Here is a 19156-nt window from a genome sequence, read left to right on the forward strand (position 1 = left end):
TTTAATTTTGATAAATCAAAAACAAAAACACCCCATGAAAAACGAAAAACCTTTAATATTAGTAACCAATGACGATGGGATTCTGGCTCCGGGAATCAGAGCTTTAATAAGTGTTATGGAAACTATTGGGGATGTTGTGGTAGTGGCTCCGGACAAACCTCAAAGTGCAATGGGACATGCCATCACGATAAACAATACTCTTTTTCTGGATAAAATTTCTAAAGAGGATGATACTATTACAGAATACAGCTGTTCGGGAACTCCTGTTGACTGTGTAAAACTGGCCGTAAACGAAATCTTAAAAAGAAAACCGGATTTGTGTGTTTCCGGAATTAACCACGGATCAAACTCGTCTATCAATGTTATCTATTCCGGAACAATGAGTGCCGCTGTTGAAGCCGGAATAGAAGGTATTCAGTCTATTGGTTTTTCACTATTGGATTTTGACTGGAATGCCGACTTTGAACCTGTAAAATCATTTGTAAAAAAAATAGCGCTGGAAACACTTGAAAACAAACTGCCGCCGGGTGTTGTTTTAAATGTTAACTTTCCGAAACTAAACGAAAAAGAAATCAAAGGCATCAAAATCTGCCGGCAGGCAAAAGCCTATTATGCTCAGAAATTTGACAAAAGGCAGACTCCCTTTGGAAAAGATTATTACTGGCTTACAGGAAAATTCACAGTCGAAGATCAGGGTGAGGATACCGATGAATGGGCTCTGGAAAACGGATACATATCGATCGTCCCTGTTCAGTTCGACCTGACCGCCCATCATACTATGCAGCAACTTAATACCTGGAAATTAAATGGATAAAAAAGACTTCTTAACTGGATTTCTAATCGGAATTTTCACTTCTCTTATGGGAAGTTATTTGTTTATAAAATTCTTTACAAATTTTGATATTTCCACTGGCATCCAAACGATCAGAGAAATGGGATACTTAGGAAAAGTTATTACTATAGGCACAACTCTGGATCTTGCCGTATTTTTAATTTTATTAAAAAGGAACCGGGAAATGATGGCCAAAGGTGTCATTTTGGCTGTGATTGTTCTGGCCATTTCTACCATAATTATTTAAACCTTATCTTTGTGCAGCAATAAAAATTCGTTGATATGAAATATTACATAATAGCTGGTGAAGCATCCGGTGATTTACATGGTTCCAATTTAATGAAAGCTTTATACGAGGAAGATCCTGAGGCCGAAATTAGATTCTGGGGCGGTGATTTAATGCAAAAGGCCGGCGGAACATTGGTAAAACATTATCGCGATTTAGCTTTTATGGGATTCGTTGAAGTGCTTTTCAACTTAAAAACCATTTTAAACAATATAAAATTCTGCAAAAAAGATATCTCTGATTTTAAACCGGATGTTCTTATTTTTATTGATTATCCGGGATTTAATATGCGTATTGCAAAATGGGCCAAAGAACAGAATTACAAAACACATTACTATATTTCTCCTCAAATCTGGGCCTGGAAAGAAAACCGGATCACTGCCATAAAACAGCATATTGACAAAATGTTTGTAATCCTGCCTTTTGAAAAAAGTTTTTACGAAGACAAACATCATTTTCCGGTAGATTTTGTTGGTCACCCGCTAATTGATGCGATCCAGAATCAGCCTGCTTTTAATGAAGCGAATTTCAGAGCCGAAAATCAATTGGGTAAAAAACCTATTATTGCAGTCTTACCAGGAAGCCGTAAACAGGAAATTACCAAGATGCTGAGTGTCATGCTAAGCGTTGTAGATGATTTCCAGGATTATGAATTTGTAATTGCCGGTGCTCCCAGTCAGGATTATGAATTTTACCAGCAGTTTATCAAAAACAAGAACATTGCCTTTGTTTCTAACAAAACTTATGACCTGCTTCGTTCTTCTACAGCTGCACTGGTTACCTCGGGTACAGCAACTTTGGAAACGGCGCTTTTTAAAGTTCCGGAAGTGGTTTGTTATAAAGGAAGTGCCATTTCTTATCAGATTGCCAAACGAATTATTACTTTAAAATACATTTCGCTTGTGAATCTGATTATGGATCAGGAAGTGGTTACAGAGCTGATTCAGAACGAATGCAGTACAAAACGAATCAAAGAAGAACTGCATAAATTACTGGAGCCTTCTCATCGTGAAAAACTTCTGAAAAACTATGATATTCTGGAGGAAAAACTAGGAGGAATCGGAGCCAGTAAAAAAACCGCAGAACTTATTGTTACTGATTTAAAATCTTAAAATATTTGTGTTTTGAAAAAAATATTCGTTTTTCTTCTTTTATCAATTGTGTTTGTTTCCTGTAAATCGACTTCGACTGCTGTAAGTAAAAACGAATCGAAAAAAGAAAGCAGATCTCTTGTAAAAAATCTAATAGAAACAGCCACAGCCAATATTGGCGTGAAATATAAAGCAGGAGGAACTACAAAAAACGGCTTTGACTGCTCAGGTTTGGTTTATACAACATTTGAAACGGAGCATATAAAGCTTCCCCGCAGCTCTTATGAACAGGCTAAAATTGGAAAAGTAATTCCCCTTACTGATGCCCGAAAAGGCGATTTGATTTTTTTTAAAACCAATAAAAGCAGACAGATCAATCATGTGGGACTTATTACTGAAATAAATTCAGATGAAATAAAATTTGTACACTCCTCCACTTCCAAAGGAGTCATCATTTCTTCAACAAAAGAAGCATACTACAAAAATTCATTCGAACAGGTAAACCGGGTAATCGAATAAATTAACACAAAATATATTTATTTTCTTACAATATTTAATACTTTTAACTCATGAAAGTATTAGATTTCCCTTTGGTTAAAATTACAATTGGTTTTCTTTTTGGAATTTTAACTTCGTATTATTATCAGCCCTCCATTTCAGACTCACTTGTTTTTCTGGGAATCTGTTTTGTCTTATTCTGTCTTTCGTTTTTTCTTTCACAACAAAATAAAAAGGCAAAGTTTATTTTTGGAATCAGCAGTTATTTTATGGCTTTTGCAGTTGGAATCTGCGTTTTACTTTTTCATACAGACTGTTTCAATAAGTCAAATTACATACATGCGGAAACTGTTTTTAAAACTCCGCAATACATAACTCTTACTTTAAGGGAGAAACTCAAAAGCAATGATTATAACGACCGCTATATTGGTATCATAAACGGTATTGACACTGTACGATATTCCGGAAGAATTATCGTTAATTTACAAAAAGACAGCTTAACAAACCCATTAATTATTGGCAATATTATCCGGGTAAAAACTACTTTACAGAAAACGTCTGCCAGCAAAAATCCTAATCAGTTTGACTATTCCAAATATCTATCAGACAAACAGATTTATGCCCAGTTATATTGTAAAAAATCTGAAATAGCAATTAGTAAAATCATCAAAAAAGACATTTGGTATTATTCCGGACGTCTTCATTCCACCATTCTGAAAAACCTGGAAACAGCTCATTTTAATAAAGACGAAATGAATGTCGCACTGGCTTTAATTCTCGGACAACAGCAGGAGATTTCATCGGAAATAATCAAAGATTACCAGTACTCAGGTGCCACCCACGTACTTTCTGTCTCAGGTTTACATGTTGGTTTTATAATGCTATTTATAATGTTTATCTTAAAACCAATTCCCAATACCCGCAGAGGTTCTGCAGTAAAACTAACTGCCATTTTAATTTCTCTGGCTGGTTTTGCTGTTATTTCAGGCTTATCTCCTTCGGTTTTACGATCGGTTGTGATGTTTTCGTTTGTGGCTGCCGGTGCTCATTTACGAAGAAGCGGCAACATATACCATACTTTATTAGTTTCTGTTTTACTAATACTTCTTTTTGAACCTTACTTTCTATTTGACGTAGGTTTTCAATTAAGCTATTTAGCGTTATTTTTTATCGTATGGCTTCAACCTGTCTTAGATAAAATATGGCTGCCGAAGAACAAGATTGCGAAATATATCTGGAATGCCTTAACTGTTTCTTTTGCCGCTCAGATTGGCACGCTGCCGCTGTGTCTTTATTATTTTCATCAATTTCCGGGACTTTTTTTTGTTACCAACATTATCATTCTCCCCGTTTTATCTTTTATCATGATTGCAGGAATACTGGTAATGCTTTTTGCAATCTTCAAAAGTCCACCTGAAATACTGGTTTACATTTTTGAAAAAAGTATTTTTATATTAAACCGCATGATACATTATGTAGCTTCTGCTGAATCTTTTGTAATTCAGGACATCAGTTTTAATTTTTACTATTTAGTCACACTGTACTTCGTTATTATCAGCGCCGTTATATGGTCTAAAAAACATACTTTTTACAAACTAGTACTGGTATGTCTATCGGTCATACTTTTTCAGATTTCCTTACTCTATACCAGAAAAGAAACATCCCTGCAGCAGGAACTGATTGTATACAACGTAAAGAAAAACACATTGATTTCCAAAAGAAACGGATCTCATAATACCCTGCTTACCAGCAATATCACGAAGACCAATAAAAACAGCGCATTCAACGCTTACTTAGTAGGCAATTTTGGCATCTTAGATACAACCTGTCAGATTAAAAACGTTTTGTATTTTAAAGGAAAGAAAATTTCAATCCTTGACAGCACCGGAATTTATAAAAGCAGTATTCAGCCTGATATTTTACTTTTAACCCAATCGCCTAAAATAAATCTGGATCGTCTTTTACTAACACTTCACCCTGAAATAATAATTGCAGACGGATCGAACTCTTATGCTATTCAAAAACTTTGGAAAGCAAGCTGCGAAAAAAGAAATATCCCTTTTCATGCCACAGCCGAAAAGGGATATTATCGCTTAAACTGATTATTTTATTCCGGATTCAAAATCAAATTACAATCAGCAATCCAGGCCTTTACACCTCCTGAATTATAAGAAAGTTTTCCAAGGGTATTAAAGTTGGTTTTTTCCTTGCGGATTACAGCACTTGCAAAACAAACTTCAGGCAGATCTATTACGCCAAAAGCATTTTTCAATTTAATATTTTGTTCCCGTACTTCGCTTGAAATAGCGGTATCAGAAAGATCAAGCTTTACCAGAATAACATTCTTGCGGGACCATTTTTCAAAATCGGCTGTTTTAAATATTTCATTCTGTAAGTTTTCGGGCGCATTCACAGCTGTAAACCAAATAAGCATTGGCTTTCTCTCTTCATTACTAATTTTAATAGCATCGGCCATACTCGTTTTCCATTCAAGGTTTTGCGCCTTCATCGCAAAAACCATAAAAAAAAGCAGTAGTGTAAGTAGTTTTCGGGTCATAAATCGTTAGGTTTTTGGTTGGGTTAATAAAACTAAATTAACACAAAACTAACATCAAACAATCCTCTTCAAAACAAATAGTTACAAAAAATCAACATTAAAATGAAATTAATTATTTAAGCTTAAATATTTGAAAATAATTAAAATTTTACCCCTCTAAAATATTAAATGTATAATTTACATTTAATATTGTTTAAAAAAAATATCCCCTTTCAGAGAACTAAAAGGGGATTCTACAAATTAAACTAAAGAATCTTAATTTAAATTTATTTACTCACTAGGATGCAGGATATTATTTGATTCTGCAATCCACGCTTTGGCGCCGCCCGGTTTATAAGCCAGTTTTCCAAGAGCGCTGAAAGTTGTTTTGTTTTTTCGGATAGAGGCAATGGCAAAACATACTTCAGGAAGATCCTGCACTCCAAATGCGTTCTTCAGTCTTACGTTTTGTTCTTTATCTCCTTCGGAAGCGTTTATATCTGATAAATCCAATTTCACCAGTATTACGTTGTCGCGTGACCATACGGCAAAATCAGGGGTCTTAAAGATTTCATTCTGAAGATTTTCCGGTACACCTGAGGCAGTGAATAGAATTAACATTGGTTTTTTTTGTTCGTTACTAATGGCAATTGCATCAGTCATGTTTGTTCTCCAGGCAAGGGTTTGAGCTTGTGTGAAAAATGAACCTAAAAAAAACAGTAGGATAAGTAATTTTTTAGTCATATTATATTGTTTTTGGTTAGTATAGCATGACGAAATTAACACAATATTTTAATTATCCAAATTATATCACATCAAAAAATACATTATGTGTTTTTTTATTTATAAATAAATACCGAAATAATAATTCACAGCAATTAAATGAAAATCTTTTCTTACTAAACAAAAAAACTCCTTACAATAATGCAAGGAGTTTAGTTTATATATCACAATCTAAAAATAGTCTGCTTATGATTTTTTAGGATGAACAATTCCTTCGGCCACCGTTAACCAGGCAGAAGGTCCCCCGGCTACATAACCGGTTTTTCCAAGACCTGTAAAATTAATTTTTCCGTCTTTTGACTGAGCACTGGTAAAAAATACAGTAGGAAAGCCCTGAATCCCAAAAGCCTGCTGTAATTCATTATTCTGGCTTTTTAGTTCCGGCGTCTGCGGAACACTTCTCGGATAATCCAGTTCTACTAAAACTACATTTTCGGCAGCCCATTTTTTAAACTCGGCTGTTTTTAAAACTTCGTTTTGTAAACGAATACACCATCCACACCAGTCACTTCCCGTAAAAAACATTAACATAGGTTTTTGTTCTTTATTACTGACTGTAATGGCTTCTTTTACATCAGTATACCATTTTAGTTCCTGAGCTTGTGTAACAAACGCTCCAACTATAAAAAAAGCGGTCAAGAATATTCTTTTCATATGTGTATTTGTTTTGCACAAATTTAAATAAAAAATGAATTAAAAAAACATCATTATTTTACTTCCTGCATTAACCTTCTAATCAACGGAGTCAAAACAATTAATGCAATACCGGCAATAAGTGAATATACCGCAAGCTGATAATATCCATCCGTATAAGCAATAAGTTTAGACATTAAGGTAGTACCTGTATTTGCGTCAGACATTTCTGCTCCTAATTTCCCGGCTGCAAACTGACCAAATGCACTTGATAAAAACCACAGTCCCATCATCATTCCAAATAATCTCTTAGGAGACAGTTTGGTAATTACTGACATTCCGATTGGACCAATACATAATTCTCCAAGTGTGTATAAAAGATAACCTAAAGCAAAAACATCCAGAGAGCTCAGTCCATCCGCTCCTACAAAAAATCGGGCACTGTAAAAAATAAAGAAACCGGCTGCCAGCAAAATAAAGGATAATCCAAATTTAATAACCGTATTAGGCTCTATTTTTCGCTTGTACATAAATATCCATAACAATCCTACCAACGGGCTGAAAATAATAACATAAAGCGAGTTTATACTATTATTTACTACGTTTGGATCAATGTGAAAAAACAGCATTTTGTTTGATAAGTTATCTTTTGCAAACAAGGACAACGATCCTCCAGACTGCTCTGAAATAGCCATAAACATAAAGTATCCAAAAATAAACACAAATGCTGCCAATAATTTACGCTGCTGTTTAGGATCTTTTATCTGTATTAATTCAAATAAAAAGTAACCAACAGCCGCAATACCAATTGTATACATAAAGTACTCTGTAAAATCAGAGTTGATAACCATTATATATACCAATGGAATCACAATAAAAGAACCTGCATAAACCGCTATTTCATACAGATTACGTTTTTTAGGCGTATGATTTTCCAAAGGAGAATTTCCAATTGGTGCTAAGTGTTTTTTCGTTAAAAGAAAAGTTACCACACCAATAATCATAACGACCGCTGCGGAAAGAAAACAAAGGCTCCATGAATAGTTTTTTCCTAAATAAATAGGTATCGCACCACCCAGCATTCCTCCAATATTGATACCTGCATAAAACAATCCGTAACCCGCATCACGACGACCATCATTTTCATGATACAACTCTCCTACCATTGAAGAAACATTTGGCTTAAAAAACCCTGTTCCAATAATAGAAAGTGTTATTCCGTAATAAAAGAAATCATGTGGAGAAGCCGCAATAAGCAGGTTTCCCAAAATCATTACAATCCCACCAAAAAGAAGCGATTTCTTAAATCCTAATATTTTATCAGCGAAAATTCCGCCAATAAAAGTAAAGGCATACACAAAGGCCTGAATAGCTCCGTATTGTAAATTTGCTTTCCCTTCCAGCAGACCTAATTGATCTACCATAAAAAAAGCTAAAACCCCTCTCATTCCGTAGAAACAAAAACGTTCCCACATTTCAACCAAAAACAAGTACCACAATTGTTTTGGGTACTTGCCTTCAAAATTTTGAATTTGTTCTAAAGTAGTAATCTTGCCTTCCATCTTATCTAACACCGTGCATCATTTTTTTCAACATTGGCGTTAAAGCAAACAATAAAACAGCTGCAATACCGGTAAGAACCACAAACACCATAAAAAACTCATATAAATTGTGGATAATAAATCCTGCAAAGTTTGGATACGAAACTGTAATCACTTGTTTCTCTTTAATAATATCTAATTCTTTTACAGTAAATGTTGTATCCTTTGCTGTGAATTTATTTACAAACTCTGTTTTATTTCTTTTAGCAAAATCTTTTTGATTTTTAATTTCAGCAAGAGTTTCAATTTTCTTTTCGATATCTAAATTAAGTTCTTTTGCTTTTTCTTTATCAACTTTTGCAATTTGAAGTTTAGCTAACGTAAACAACTCCCCTCCATTTGCAACAGTTTTATTATCTAATAATGACTGTAGATCTATGTTTGCTTTTTTAGCAGCTATGTATTTATCGCCCGTTGGAGGCAAAATAGATCCTAAAGTTCCTCCTAATGCATAACCAGATGCGTTTGATAAAAAGAAAACTCCAAATAATAATGATGCAAAACGTTTTGGCGATAATTTACCTACTAATGATAAACCAATTGGAGACAAACACAACTCCGCACAAGTGTTTAAGAAATATAATAAAATAAGCCATTTTACTAATAACAATCCTGAAGTGCCAAGTCCTGAAACCTGATTTGCAATCATAAAGAAACTTACTGTGATAAGAACTAATCCTGCAGCTAATTTTACTGGCGAAATAGGCTCTTTATCTCTTGCTCTTAAGAAATCCCAAAGAACACTAAAAGGAACCGCCATTATCACAACAAAAAGTCCGTTAAAAATCTGAACCATCGATGGCGGCATCAGCCAGCCAAAGAAATGTCTGTCGGTTTGGTTATCCGCAATAAAAGTCAATGAAGATCCAGCTTGTTCAAATGCAGCCCAGAAGAAGATAATAAAGAATGAAACAATGTAAATTACAAAAATTCTATCACGTTCAACTTTAGTTAATGATTTATCAGAAATAATTAATCCAGCTAAAGCCAAACCACTTGAGTAAATCAAAGTATAAATTAAATTTTGCCCAACTACATAATGAAAAAAGAATCCTAAAGCGATAAAAGCAAGACCTGCAAATACTAATGCTTTAGTAGAAAAATTAGCTTTTTGAGCTTCTCCTTCTTCAAAATCTTCTGCCACATTTTTAGATGGTAAACCTCCTAACGGTCTTCCTTCCGGAGAAACCACATATTTATTTTTTAGGAAATAAAATAAAATTGTACCTAAAAGCATTGCTATGGCAGCTGCTAAAAATCCCCATTTAAAAGCGTGAACATCTCGGAAACCTCCAGCATCTTTTACATCTCCCAATAACGGACAGATAGACTGACCTAAGAAAGCTCCAATATTAATACCCATGTAGAAAATAGTGAAAGCTGTATCCAGTTTTGTTTTTTCCTGTTTTGGATATAAACTTCCTACCATACTCGAAATGTTTGGTTTGAAAAATCCGTTACCAAAAACAATTGCCCCTAATCCACAATACATAATTGTTTTTGCAAAAGGAACATTTCCTTCAAAAACACTCCCACTAGTAAATAAAAGCAATTGGCCAATAGCCATTAACAAACCACCTAAAAGGATACAATTTCTGTTTCCCAAATAACGGTCGGCAATAAAACCTCCGAGCATTGGGGTTAAATAACAAAGTCCGAGGAAACCTCCATAAATCAAAGACGCTTCTTCTTCCTTCATCAATAATGAATTCACAAGAAATAAAGTTAACAAAGCGCGCATTCCATAAAAATTGAACCGCTCCCACATCTCCGTTCCGAATAATACCCACAGGCCTTTTGGATGCGCCGTTTTCACTTGAGTTTCTCCCATATTTTCATTATTATTTTAGGTTAATATTTGTTTTAGATTATAAATTTTCTTTGATGAAATTAGTCATTTTATTGTAAAGCTGAACTCTTGTTTTTCCGCCGTAAATACCGTGATTTTTATCCGGATATATCTGAGAATCAAATTGTTTGTCTGCCTGAATTAAAGCTTCCATCATCTGCATTGAATTCTGAACATGAACGTTATCATCACCAGAACCGTGAATCAGTAAAAATTTACCTTTTAATTTATCAACATGGTTAATTGGAGAGTTTTGGTCATAACCACTTGCATTTTCCTGCGGTGTCTGCATGTATCTTTCTGTATAAACACTGTCATAAAATCTCCAATTGGTAACCGGAGCTACGGCAATTGCCATTTTAAACACATCATTACCCTGGAAGATACAGTTAGAAGCCATAAAACCACCATAACTCCATCCAAAAATCCCAATTCTTGAAGCATCAACATACGGATAAGCTCCAATTACTTTTGCAGCATCGATCTGATCTTCAACTTCGTATTTCCCTAATTCTTTCTGTGTTACTTTTTTAAAATCAGCCCCTTTGAATCCGGTTCCTCTTCCATCTACACAAGCCACAATATAACCTTGCTGCGTAAGAGATAAAAACCAGTAATCGTCGCTGTTATTCCAGTCGTTATTTACCTGCTGTGATCCAGGACCAGAATACTGATACATAAAAACAGGGTATTTTTTAGACGGGTCAAAATCTTTTGGTTTTAAAATCCAGGCATTTAGCTCATTCCCTTTAGCTGTTTTTAAAATAAAGAATTCTTTTGCAGGAAGACTGTATGCTTTTAGTTTATCAGCAAGTGCCTGATTGTTTTCGATAACCTGAATTTCTTTTCCGGTTTTAGCCTCATTTAAAGTATAAGTGGTAGGCTGTAAATTACTTGAGAAAGTAGTAATAAAATATTGAAAATTAGGGCTGAATGTTGCCGCGCTTGTTCCTACTTTTGAAGTTAAACGGGTTTTATTTTTTCCGTCTAAACCAATTCTGTAGATATCTCTGTTAATAGAACCATTTTCTGTAGACTGATAGAAAATAGTTTTTGTTTTTTCGTCGAAACCGTAGTATGAAACTACTTCCCAGTTTCCTTTTGTAACCTGATTTTTAAGTTTACCTGTTTTATCGTAAACATAAATATGATTAAATCCGTCTTTTTCGCTTGTCCAGATAAAACTGTTATCTTTTAAGAAAGTTAAGTTATCTGTCACATCAACATAAGCCTTATCTTTTTCATTTAAAACTACTTGAGCAGCAGCCGTTGTTCCGTCTACAAATAACAAATCCAGATTATCCTGATGACGGTTTAAAACCTGTGCAGACAGTATGTTATTGTCATTCGTCCACTGTAATCTTGCGATGTAAAAATCATTATAATTTCCTAAATCGACTTTTTTAGCAGTATTTCCCGCCGCATCATAAATATGTAATGAAACTACCGAGTTTTTCTCTCCTGCCTTAGGATATTTAAATGTTTCGATTGTTGGATATAAATCTTTATGAAACATCGACATAGAGAATTCAGGAACCTGGCTCTCGTCGAAACGAATATAAGCCAGCTTTTTACTGTCTTTGCTCCAGTCGAACGCCCGGACAAAAGCAAATTCTTCTTCATAAACCCAGTCCGTAATACCATTTATAACGGCATTTTTCTTTCCGTCGGTTGTAACTGCTGTTGATTTCTTTGATGCTACATCGTAAACATATAAATTATTTTCTTTTGCGTAGGCTATTTTAGCACCGTCAGGAGAAAAAACTGGCTCTTGAATTTGAAAATCAACAAGTTTAGTTAAGGATTTGGAAGCAATATCATATAAGAAATAATCTGCTGTAAAAGAGTGACGGAAGATCTTTTTAGAATTGCAGGCAATTAAGATCTTTTTTTCTGAAGCATCGAAGGTATAACTGTCAATTCCGTCGGCAAGTTCTTTGTAGTTTTTAGTATCGATTAAATTGGATACTTTTTTCAGGGTTGCAAAATCGTATAAATCAATCTGCATACTTCTGGCTGCCTGATCAACATTTAGAACGGTGTATTGATTGGTGTTCTTTAAGGATTGTAATTCGTCCATCCCTTTTGCCCGGAATGCTCCGCCAAAAATATTTTCGACTGTTATTTTCTGCTGTCCAAAAACAACGGTAACCAAAAATAAAAGCACGAGCGTAATTTTACTTGTCTTCATTAGAATTATTTTAAATATAAAAAGAGCCCAATTTTAATAAAAAAAATAAACATAATACACATTTTAAGTGTTAAATGTTAAAAAAAATAACGATTGCGTATTTTCAACTTGAAAATACATTGTAAACAAAACTCTTAAAATAGTATCTTTGCCGCAACATTATTATTTAATATATTGAGAATGAACAACGCTGTTGCCGGATTTTCTAAATTATCCAAAAAGGAAAAAATTAACTGGATTGCCAATGAATATTTTTCGACCCCGGAAGAGGCCTTAAATATTATAAGAAATTACTGGAATACAGACGAAAAGCTCCAGCAGCTGCATGATGAATTTATTGAGAATACGATTACCAATTTATATATTCCGCTGGGTGTAGCTCCTAATTTTTTAATTAACGGGAAGTACAAAACAATCCCAATGGCTATTGAAGAAAGTTCTGTTGTTGCTGCAGCATCAAAAGCTGCAAAATTCTGGGCTTTGCGGGGAGGTTTTAAAACCACTATAATCGACACCGAAAAAATTGGTCAGGTTCATTTTAACTTTAAAGGTGACGCTGATAAACTGCAATCCTTTTTTCAGCAAATAAAACCTAAGTTTTTCTCTGAAACACAAAGCATTACCAAAAACATGCAGGAACGCGGCGGCGGTATTTTGGATATTCAGCTAAAAGACAAACGCAATTTACTTGAAAATTACTTTCAACTGCATGCCTCTTTTGAAACTAAAGACAGCATGGGCGCTAATTTTATCAATTCGTGTTTAGAACAGTTTGCTGCCACTTTAAAAGAAGAATTTCAAAATTCTGAATTATTCTCAGAAAAAGACCAGCTTACAGTTGTGATGAGCATATTATCCAATTATGTTCCCAATTGCCTGGTAAGAGCCGAAGTTTCCTGTCCTATTGAAGATTTAGCAGAAAAACATATCCCAAATCCACAGGAATTTGCAGAACGTTTTGTTCAGGCGGTACAAATTGCCGAAATAGAGCCTTTCAGAGCTGTAACCCACAACAAAGGCATTATGAATGGTGTAGACGCCGTAGTGCTGGCAACAGGAAATGACTTTAGGGCCATTGAAGCCGGAGTTCATGCTTATGCTTCAAAAAACGGACAGTACAGCAGTTTATCACATGCCAAAATCGAAAACGGTATTTTTACCTTCTGGCTTGAAATTCCTCTGGCACTGGGAACAGTTGGCGGATTAACTTCTTTACATCCTCTTGTAAAATTATGTCTGGAAATGCTTGAAAAACCTTCGGCTTCAGAATTAATGGAAATTACTGCCGTTGCCGGTTTAGCACAAAATTTTGCTGCATTACGTTCTTTAACTACCACCGGAATACAGGAAGGCCACATGAAAATGCACCTGAACAATATTATCAATCAGTTTGAAGCTTCGGATGAAGAGCGTCATTTAATTAAAGCTCATTTTAAAAAAACTGCGGTTTCTCACAGTGCTGTAGTTGAATTCATTGAAAGTCTAAGAAAATAAAATGAAGCTCCTTTTGAATCGGAGCTGCTAAGAGATATATGTCAACAACCTTTTATAGTAACGGAAAGCTATTCATATCCGGAGAGTATTTAGTTTTAGACGGTGCAGATGCCTTTGCCCTTCCTACCCAATTTGGCCAGAATCTGGTTGTCGAAAGCGGAAAAGATAAAATTATAGACTGGAAAAGTTATGATTACGATAATAAGCTGTGGTTTGAAACCCTGCTAACATTTGATGAAATCATAAACAAAACTGATTCTGAGACCGAAACTGTAAAAACAACTTTAATCGATATCCTGCACGAAGCTTATCTTTTAAATCCGGGGTTTATTAATGAATCAGACGGATATAAAATTACTACCCACCTTACTTTTCCAAGAAACTGGGGACTGGGAACTTCTTCAACCCTGATCAATAATATAGCGCAATGGACAAAAGTCAATGCCTTTACACTTCTTAAAAACAGTTTTGGAGGAAGCGGTTATGATATTGCCTGCGCCCAAAACAACACGCCTATACTTTACAAAATAGAAAACAACAGTGTTGAGCCTGTTATTTTTAATCCGGACTTTACGCAAAACATCTTTTTTGTTTACCTTAATAAAAAACAAAACAGTAAGGCAGCCATACATGCTTATAACAAACATAAAGATCAAAACTTAGCCAAAAGTGTTGCGCAAAACAACAAAATAACCCATGCTATACTAAATGCAAAAACTTTAACCGAATTTGCACACGCTGTTGAAAAACACGAAATTCATCTGAGCAATATCCTTCAGATAAAAACTATTAAAGAGATTGCTTTTTCTGATTTTAGCGGCACTATTAAAAGTCTTGGTGCCTGGGGAGGAGATTTTGTAATGGTGGTTTCGAAGGAAAATCCGGCTGACTATTTTATTTCTAAAGGATATGATACTGTTCTCACCTATAACGAAATGATTTTACAGTAGTATTCTGCATTTATAAAACACGGAATCAGAGTTTCATTTTCTGCTGATCTCCTGTATGTTCAAAATGTCCTGATTCTAAGCGACGGATTTTTTCGTTTTCCTGCTCATTCGATTCAATAAGGGTATTATGAAGCCGCTCTGCCATTTTTTCTATACTATTAGTAATAGAATCATATACCAGTTCCATTCGGCGGTGCTTTTCTTCTTTTACAGCCCTTAATACATCTTCTACAAAAATCTTATCGTATTTCTCTGCAACTGAATCACGTGTATTAGTAAGCCTTATTACATAATCATTGCTGAGTATAGTAACTTTAAAATGCTGCTCTTCATTGCTTAAATAATACTTACCACCAAGCTCATCAACATTGATGTCGGTACTGCCAACTTTTAAAAGCTCCGTAATTATTCCAAAAATGTGATTTTCAATTTTAGAATATACCTTAGGCTTTTTTCTTAAAAAACTAAACATATAAAACATTAAGTACCCTGATTATTAACGTATTACCTGTCTTTTTTACAACAAATTGGATATTTGTTATAATAAAAAATCGGACAAATTAACTGTAATAATTTGAATATCACAAATTTTTAGGGAATTATATTTCCTTATTTTCACATAGTTAAGAAAAAATGGCAGGATATTTACTACAAAGCATTCATAATCAATATCAGGCATAAAAAAAACCGAAACATTCTATTGAATGTTTCGGTTTTAAGTATTTATAGATTAGTAAAACTAATAGTTAAAGTCTAATCTGTTGTCTTCAATTTTAGCATTGTTTTTTAATGCTGGTAAAATTCTGCTTGCATCAGAAGCACTTTGTGCTTTTATCTTAGATACATATTCTGCATGATTAGCAATAGCAGGAGCTTTTACTGTACTGATGTTTTTCACTACATACACTCCGGTATTCCCTTCAATTGGAGCAGAAATTTTATTTGCTGTTAAAGCAAATGCATTTCCTACTACTTTTGGTTCTTGTCCTACTCCTCCTGGTAATACAGGATTATCCAGAGTAACGTTAGAAGCCTGCTGAACAGTTACACCTGCATTTTTAGCAATAGCTTCAAGGCTTGAACCTGTCATTTTAGCTTTTAAGATCTCTGCTTTTTTCTTGTTTTTCAAAATTGGCTCAACGTAAGGTCTTGCCATAGTAACAGAAACTAAACCAGATTTATTTTCATTTTTATACTGAGCAATTACATGTCCAACATTTGCGATTTCAAAACGTTTTACATCTCCCGCATCTGTTTCTTTATCAAATGCCCATCTCACGATGTTTCTTTGATTTCCTAACGCACCAAATTGCTCATCCATAGCTTTTACAGATACCGGACCTTCTACTTTTAATCCTAACTCTTTTGCTGTAGCAGCAAAATCTTTATCAGCAGCTTCCATTTCGAATTTAGTAGCCAATGTAAATACTTTATCAGAAGTAGCTTCAGAAGGCTCTATTTTTTGAGCAATTGTTGCTAAACGAATTCCGTCTTGTTTATCTGTAATTTTGATAATGTGGAACCCAAATGGTGTTTCTACTAAACCAACTTTACCAATACCGTTATTGAATACAAAATCATTGAAAGGTTTTACCATCTGACCCTGACCAAAATATCCTAAATCACCACCCTGCTGTGCAGATGAATCATCAGAACTTGTAAACGCCAGCATCATAAAACTATCCGGGTTAGCCTGAACCTGAGCCAGGATTTCTTCTGCTTTAGCTTTAGCTTCTTCTTTTGTTCTTTCTTCTTTTTGGTTTGGTGTCTGAGACCCTTTGTAACCAATTAAAATATGACTTGCTTTTGCATTTACCCCTGCTTTAAATCCTAAAGATTTAGAAATAGCATAATATTTTCCGTAAACATAAGGTCCGTAAATAGCTCCTGCCGGTAAGCTGAATAGTTTATCAGCATCAACCGCTGGTAATGCATTTTTAGGAACATAAGTAGAATCGTAAGGAACATCAGAGTTTGAGTTTACAAATTCTGCAATATTAGTAGCATTTTTAAATCCTGGCAGTGTATCGTTTTTACCTGTTTTAGCATTGTAAACAACACTTCCGGATAATAACGCTGTTATTTTAGCTTTGATATCTGCTTCGTCTTGTTTTGAAGCTTTGTCTTCAACTAAAACATATTGAATTTCACGAGTTGCATCCGCTTTGAATTTTTTCTCGTTTTTCTTCATATAATCTGTGATCTCTGAATCAGAAATTTTCACTTCACTGTCTTTAATAGAAGAATATAAAGCTCCGGCATAAGCAAAGTTTACTTTGTTTGCTTCCATTTCATACTTTAACTTTCCTTCGCTGGCAGTTGTATAAAGTCCGGATTTTACTAAAGTACTGTAAATCTGAAATTTTGCATTTAATTCAGCATCTTTTTCTTTTGCAGAAATATATTGGGCTGCTTCAGGATTGGTTTTAAAGTAGTCTTTAAACTTTACTACATCAAACATTCCTGCTGCATTTAAGAACATTGGATTTTTACCAATATTCGGATCTGATTTTAAAACTTCAATCAGGTGTTTTTCTCCTACTCTCAAACCAAGTTTATCAAACTGAGTTGACAATAATGCGATCGAAACCTCCTGATCCCATACTCTGTTTGCAGCTTCAGTGGAAGTAATCCCTTGACCACTTTTTTCAAGATTGCTGACTTTAAGCCTAAAGTCTTCAAATGAAATATCTTTTCCATCGATGCTTCCTACATCTTTTGAACTTTGACCAAATGTTCCTCTATTAAATAAATCTTGTATTATAAATGCAAATAATGCAAGAGCAATAACTCCTATTAATAAAGCGGAACGCTGTCTAATTTTTGCTAAAACTGCCATTTTTATTATCGTTAATTTTATATTCAGTTTGCGAAAATACAATTATCTAGTTAATAACAATACAACTAGCGTTTTATTTTGCACAATTTTTTTTAATTATTTAAATTTTCACTCTTTAATCGTCATTTTAACCAATTCAATTTTCTTATTTGAGGCCTGCTCAATCACGAAAACAAACCTGTCAATGCTTATTTTTTCGCCTTTTTGAGGAATATCTTTGGTCGAATTTACAATAAAACCTCCGAGAGTACCATACGAATCTTCTTCGGGAATCATTAGTTTATACTCCTCGTTTAAATACTCCACATCGAGCCTGGCCGAAAACAGATATTTTCCATCTCCCAGTTCCTGTTCAATAAGTTCTTCGTCTGAATCGTGCTCGTCTTCGATTTCTCCAAAAAGCTCTTCTACTATATCTTCTATCGTTATAATTCCGGAAGTTCCTCCATATTCGTCCAAAACAACGGCAATGTTTTTTCTCTTTTTGATTAAAAGGTTTAAAACATCTTTAATCAGAATGGTTTCCGGAACAAACTCAACGGTCATTAAAACCGATTTAATAGTTTTAGGCTTCTTAAACAAATCAAAGGAATGAACATAACCTACAATATCGTCAAGAGAGTTTTGACTAACGACAATTTTCGAATATCCGGTTTCAATAAAAAGTGCTTTTAAATCTGAAACGCTGTCAAATATATCGATTGACACCAGTTCTGTACGCGGCGTCATGATATCCCGGGCCTTAACCCCCGAAAACTCTAAGGCGTTTTGAAAAATCTGAATCTCAGAATCAACTTCCTCATCATCTTCAACAGCATTCATCTGCTCGGAAATATAATTCCCCAGTTCTACCTTGCTGAAATAGACTCTGACCTGATCACCTTCTGTTTTAAAAAATCTTTTCAGAACAAAATCGGATATCCAGATAAAAAATGTTGAGATATAATAAAACAGACGGTAAAAAAGATAAGCCGGCACTGCAAAAACCTTAATCAGGGAATTGGCATAAATCTGAAAGAAAACTTTTGGGAAAAATTCAGCAGTTATGAGCACTACGAACGTAGATACTGATGTCTGAACTAATACGGTTGTTATATCTGAAAAGTAAAAACCAAGTCCCGTAATCCATTTCAGGACAGCTTCTCCCATATAAAATCCGTATACCACCAAGGCAATATTGTTTCCAATAAGCATTGAGGCGATAAACTTAGAGGGGTTTTCTGTGAGTTTTGTTAAAATCTGCGATAAGAAATTAGCTTGTTTCTTTTCGATTCCAAGATAGATTTTATTGGAAGAGATAAAAGCAATTTCCATCCCTGAAAAAAAAGCTGATAGTATTAAACATAATATTATAATACTAAGTTCCATTTTTTACTGCTTTTTATTACGGTCTTCAAATTTCCTCAGAAATCTTCTTCTAAAGAAAAACATAAAAACGGCCATCCCGGCGATTACAAAGCTTAAAGGATAAGCTTCGTTATTTTCATTTAATTTGGTTATACCGTCATAAATAAAATAAAGTCCAAATGCAATGTAAACGTATTGTGTATATTTTAAGTAACCCATGTTATAT

17 protein-coding genes are annotated in these 19156 nt (G+C 34.4%); 7 read left to right on the forward strand and 10 right to left on the reverse strand.

Going from position 1 to position 19156, the window contains the following annotated elements:
• The first annotated feature begins 34 nt into the window (after positions 1–34).
• The 5 genes from surE to ACODST_RS01075 are packed head-to-tail and all read left to right on the forward strand — an operon-like array spanning position 35 to position 4809.
• Positions 35–814, forward strand: a complete 780-nt coding sequence (surE, locus tag ACODST_RS01055; protein WP_488930259.1) for a 5'/3'-nucleotidase SurE — start codon at positions 35–37, stop codon at positions 812–814.
• A complete protein-coding gene (locus ACODST_RS01060) occupies positions 807–1079 on the forward strand; it encodes a hypothetical protein (protein ID WP_488930260.1) in 273 nt (90 codons plus the stop codon). The genes surE and ACODST_RS01060 overlap by 8 nt, the downstream gene beginning before the upstream one ends.
• Before the next feature lie 35 nt (positions 1080–1114).
• Entirely contained in the window at positions 1115–2230 is a 1116-nt protein-coding gene (gene lpxB / locus ACODST_RS01065) for a lipid-A-disaccharide synthase (protein WP_488930261.1), read from the forward strand.
• A 12-nt stretch (positions 2231–2242) separates the two neighbouring features.
• On the forward strand, positions 2243–2728 hold the full coding sequence (locus ACODST_RS01070) for a C40 family peptidase (protein ID WP_488930262.1): 486 nt from the start codon (positions 2243–2245) through the stop codon (positions 2726–2728).
• A 50-nt stretch (positions 2729–2778) separates the two neighbouring features.
• On the forward strand, positions 2779–4809 hold the full coding sequence (locus tag ACODST_RS01075) for a ComEC/Rec2 family competence protein (protein WP_488930263.1): 2031 nt from the start codon (positions 2779–2781) through the stop codon (positions 4807–4809).
• 5 nt (positions 4810–4814) lie between these two features.
• On the opposite strand, the gene ACODST_RS01080 is transcribed toward ACODST_RS01075, so the two are convergent.
• The 6 genes from ACODST_RS01080 to ACODST_RS01105 form a co-directional block, all read right to left on the reverse strand.
• A complete protein-coding gene (locus tag ACODST_RS01080; RefSeq protein ID WP_488930264.1) occupies positions 4815–5264 on the reverse strand; it encodes a thioredoxin family protein in 450 nt (149 codons plus the stop codon).
• A 270-nt stretch (positions 5265–5534) separates the two neighbouring features.
• Positions 5535–5987 carry a thioredoxin family protein gene (locus ACODST_RS01085; protein ID WP_488930265.1) on the reverse strand — a complete coding sequence of 151 codons (453 nt, stop codon included), beginning with the start codon at positions 5985–5987 and terminating at the stop codon, positions 5535–5537.
• A gap of 225 nt (positions 5988–6212) precedes the next feature.
• A complete protein-coding gene (locus ACODST_RS01090; RefSeq protein WP_488930266.1) occupies positions 6213–6680 on the reverse strand; it encodes a thioredoxin family protein in 468 nt (155 codons plus the stop codon).
• A 53-nt stretch (positions 6681–6733) separates the two neighbouring features.
• A complete protein-coding gene (locus ACODST_RS01095) occupies positions 6734–8221 on the reverse strand; it encodes a peptide MFS transporter (RefSeq protein WP_488930267.1) in 1488 nt (495 codons plus the stop codon).
• A gap of 1 nt (position 8222) precedes the next feature.
• Positions 8223–10091, reverse strand: coding sequence for a peptide MFS transporter (locus ACODST_RS01100; protein ID WP_488930268.1), 1869 nt, complete (start codon positions 10089–10091; stop codon positions 8223–8225).
• Between the two features lie 37 nt (positions 10092–10128).
• Positions 10129–12300: a S9 family peptidase gene (locus ACODST_RS01105; protein WP_488930269.1), complete on the reverse strand. Its 2172-nt coding sequence runs from the start codon at positions 12298–12300 to the stop codon at positions 10129–10131.
• Positions 12301–12480: 180 nt separating this feature from the next.
• Between ACODST_RS01105 and ACODST_RS01110 the strand changes: the two genes are divergently transcribed.
• Together ACODST_RS01110 and ACODST_RS01115 are read left to right on the forward strand one after the other, a co-directional pair.
• Positions 12481–13794: a hydroxymethylglutaryl-CoA reductase, degradative gene (locus tag ACODST_RS01110; RefSeq protein ID WP_488930270.1), complete on the forward strand. Its 1314-nt coding sequence runs from the start codon at positions 12481–12483 to the stop codon at positions 13792–13794.
• Positions 13795–13832: 38 nt separating this feature from the next.
• Positions 13833–14744 carry a GYDIA family GHMP kinase gene (locus tag ACODST_RS01115; RefSeq protein ID WP_488930271.1) on the forward strand — a complete coding sequence of 304 codons (912 nt, stop codon included), beginning with the start codon at positions 13833–13835 and terminating at the stop codon, positions 14742–14744.
• Between the two features lie 25 nt (positions 14745–14769).
• Here the strand turns inward: ACODST_RS01115 and ACODST_RS01120 are convergent, their stop codons facing one another.
• From ACODST_RS01120 to ACODST_RS01135, 4 genes are all read right to left on the reverse strand, one after another.
• Positions 14770–15216, reverse strand: a complete 447-nt coding sequence (locus tag ACODST_RS01120) for a hypothetical protein (RefSeq protein ID WP_488930272.1) — start codon at positions 15214–15216, stop codon at positions 14770–14772.
• 267 nt (positions 15217–15483) lie between these two features.
• A complete protein-coding gene (locus tag ACODST_RS01125; protein WP_488930273.1) occupies positions 15484–17583 on the reverse strand; it encodes a peptidylprolyl isomerase in 2100 nt (699 codons plus the stop codon).
• Positions 17584–17691: 108 nt separating this feature from the next.
• Entirely contained in the window at positions 17692–18951 is a 1260-nt protein-coding gene (locus tag ACODST_RS01130; protein ID WP_488930274.1) for a hemolysin family protein, read from the reverse strand.
• 3 nt (positions 18952–18954) lie between these two features.
• On the reverse strand, positions 18955–19149 hold the full coding sequence (locus ACODST_RS01135) for a hypothetical protein (RefSeq protein ID WP_488930275.1): 195 nt from the start codon (positions 19147–19149) through the stop codon (positions 18955–18957).
• Positions 19150–19156: the final 7 nt, after the last annotated feature.

The sequence above is a fragment of the Flavobacterium sp. FG19 genome (assembly GCF_057809475.1).